General features: G+C 50.9%; 4 protein-coding genes. All 4 read left to right on the top strand.

Annotated elements, in window-relative coordinates; genetic code table 11:
- The first annotated feature begins 128 nt into the window (after positions 1 to 128).
- A complete protein-coding gene (locus Q7P41_RS01945) occupies positions 129 to 635 on the top strand; it encodes a hypothetical protein (protein WP_303881720.1) in 507 nt (168 codons plus the stop codon).
- A gap of 80 nt (positions 636 to 715) precedes the next feature.
- On the top strand, positions 716 to 1,015 hold the full coding sequence (locus tag Q7P41_RS01940; RefSeq protein WP_303881718.1) for a hypothetical protein: 300 nt from the start codon (positions 716 to 718) through the stop codon (positions 1,013 to 1,015).
- A gap of 342 nt (positions 1,016 to 1,357) precedes the next feature.
- The gene (locus tag Q7P41_RS01935; RefSeq protein WP_303881717.1) at positions 1,358 to 2,551 is read left to right on the top strand and encodes a phage major capsid protein; all 1,194 of its coding nucleotides are present in this window, start codon (positions 1,358 to 1,360) and stop codon (positions 2,549 to 2,551) included.
- Between the two features lie 57 nt (positions 2,552 to 2,608).
- Positions 2,609 to 2,926 (top strand): helix-turn-helix domain-containing protein (locus tag Q7P41_RS01930; RefSeq protein WP_303881715.1); only part of this gene is annotated, 318 nt, incomplete at its 3' end.

The following is a 2,926-nucleotide window of genomic DNA, read 5'->3' as shown; positions in this document are numbered from 1 at the left end:
GAGTCCTTGGGTTGGGTGCGGGCGATAGAAGAACAGGAACGCCAGAGCTTGCGGGACATGTTGGCTTAAAAGGGAAGGTAAACCATAAAGGGGTAATGAAACGTCACTAAGGGAAGGAGCGAAACGCAATGAGACCAACTGACACAATGAACGCTGACGAGCGGCGAATAACCCCCCCACGCTGGCAGGAACGAAGAAACGGTAAACACGGGGCGGCGCTGCGTAAGGATATTAGGCACCTGGGAAGAAGCCTTTTGCGTGCCTACAAAGACGATTGGCTAGAAAAACTCCGCATGTTTGAAGAATGGGCCGACCAGGTGGCGAGGGGCTTTAGCGGCCGATATAAGGTAAAAACAGCGGACGGCACAGAATTGTCTCCCCAGGAAGTCTATCTTGAGCAAAAAGAATGCTTATTAAACCATCCCGACTTCAAAGAACTCAAAAGACGTATTGCACGTATGGATGAGATCCTAGAAACCTTCAGCGATGAGGAATTAGAAATCATCGAGCTTTTTCACTGGGGCGGAATGGATTATTACGAAGTAGCGGCCAGTTTAGGCGTGTCTAATCAAACATTTTACCGCCGTACATGGGCGATCGAGGAAGCTGTAGGCAGTAAATGGCAGGGCCTATAACGAAAATTGTTAATGATTATCATCGTGAATCATGAGATACTAGAAAAGCAGGATGATTTACAAGGGGGGAGCATTAAAGGATGAAACACTTGTGGGAAATGCCACGAAGACTAGATCAAGCGAAACCGAGGCAGCCAGCGCCGCGAAAAGAGTGGCCAGACTTGCTGCTTCCGATGGACATATACGAACTCCAAATTTTCCCAGGTATGGGCCTTGAGACAATTTATAAACTTTGGGATCGGCCAGATTTCCCGGGATATGTATCGCGAGGGACTCACCTTGTTAAGGTAGAAGACCTGATACGATGGATCGATGGCGACGACGTGTATGTAAAGCATGCGCCGCAATTTTCCGCTGAATGGACGGCGGACATAAAATGATTACAGGATCCCCGGGCGGCTTTTCCGCTCCGGGTGTAGGGGCATTTGCCCCCGCTCTTTTTTCGAGTCGGCCGTTTGCCAGCGGCCACCTCCTTCTTGAACGGCGGGCCGCTTCGGCGGCTCGCTGCAAACAAGCCCGAAAAGATCGGGCAATGAATACCGGCGATGATAATGAGCCGGCTAAAAAAAACGCAGTAGACCGTTCCCCTTACGCCACAATAAGCCCACGCAACAAAGCACACCATAGTAAGAGATTAAAACAGGGGTTCACACCACAAAAAACCATGCAGCGTATACACCGGACAAAAAAACAATTAAAAAACTTAGAGAGGTGTGAATTTCATGACTGATAATGTACACGAAATATTATTTCAGCGGGGCGAAGCCTTTGAGGCAGCAAAAGCGCTGATAGACAAGGCCGAGGCCGAAAACCGTGACCTGACTAAAGAGGAAAAATTAGAGTATGAACGTAATATTAGACTGATGGACGAGCTCGCTGAAAGAGCGAGGCGGGCCGGATACATCGAGAAGATCGACGCTGATTTACGCAAACCCTTAAATGAGCCTATACGTTTGAACCCTGGGGCTTATATGGGTGCTGGCATTAGAACGGCTTTTGATATCGAGGGGAAGGCTTATCCCGTTATCGAGAGCAGGGACTATCTCACGCGGCACGTGCCAAATGACAAGGGCGACTTCAGCCTGGGAGCTTTCGTTCGTGCAAGGATGGGATTGGAGGAAAGCCGCGCAGTACAGACCGGGACCGCGATTGTGCCTCAATTCCTTTCGGCACAGATCATCGACGATGTACGCGCAAAGTCCCGAGTGATCCAGGCAGGCGCAATGACTATCCCCATCGACGGGCCTACCACGCTTTGCAGAATTGACGGCGACCCAACGGTGTACCAGCACACAGAAGCAGCCGAGGACATCGTCGAAAGCACCCCGACATTTACGCCACTTGAGTTAGATCCAAAAGCCCTTGTGGCGCTGATACCGCTCACAATGGAGGTTGTTGAGGACGCAAGGAACCTTGATGCTGCGCTTCAAACGAGCCTTGCCGCTGCCTTCGCTGCGAAGCTGGACGCCTTGACGATAACGAAGATTTTGGCAGATGTAAACATTGCCACCAGCGCGACCGGCGAGGATTGTGGCACCTGGGCAGGCGTCATGGCTGCGGTAACAGCAATGCTTGGCGCAAATATGGACCTTCCAAGCGCAATAATTGCAAACACTGCGGACTATGCCGCGCGGGCTGGCGCTACAGCCTCAACGGCTGGGACATGGCTTGGCGCTCCTCCTGCTCTTGTAGGGATGAAAGACCTTTTCACCACGAGTATTTCCGAGGGTTCCGCGATCCTGGGCGGGTTTAACCAGGGAGTAGCCATAGCAGTACGGACAAACCTTCAGCTTGAAATTTCCAGGTTCCAAAAGCCGACGAAGGCAACACATTTACTTGTTGCGTACGCGCGCATGGAGGGATACGTCCTCCAGCCGAAGGCTCTTTATATCCAGAAAACAACGGTAACACCATAGCATCTAGTTAACGGGGGCTTTGCTCCCCCGTTTTCTTTAGGAATGGAAGGTGTGAATATGGGACAGAAGGGGTACAAAAGAAGACAAGGCCTTACAATTGAGCAGCTAAATGCTATCGACCTACTTGTAGTAGGTAAAAGTGATCAAGCTGTGGCTGATGCTGTAGGCGTTTCTAGGCCGACGGTTACAAGCTGGCGCCTCTATGATCCTTACTTTCAAGCTGAACTCAACCGGAGGCGCAAGGAAGTTTGGGGTGCAGCTACAGACAGGTTACGCTCGCTTCTTCCAAAAGCGTTTGATACGTTAGAAAAGGCGTTAGACGAGGGATCGTATCAAGCCGCTTTGGCGTTAATTAAACTAGCAGGCCTAGACGGC

The sequence above is a fragment of the Acetomicrobium mobile genome, from assembly GCF_937920065.1.
Note: the sequence above shows the minus strand (reverse complement) of the source record. Positions and strands in the feature narration are given on the sequence as shown.

Coding starts and splice junctions, on each gene's coding strand:
- Q7P41_RS01945 (WP_303881720.1), top strand. CDS start 129: ATGAGACCAACTGACACAATGAACGCTGACGAGCGGCGAATAACCCCC.
- Q7P41_RS01940 (WP_303881718.1), top strand. CDS start 716: ATGAAACACTTGTGGGAAATGCCACGAAGACTAGATCAAGCGAAACCG.
- Q7P41_RS01935 (WP_303881717.1), top strand. CDS start 1,358: ATGACTGATAATGTACACGAAATATTATTTCAGCGGGGCGAAGCCTTT.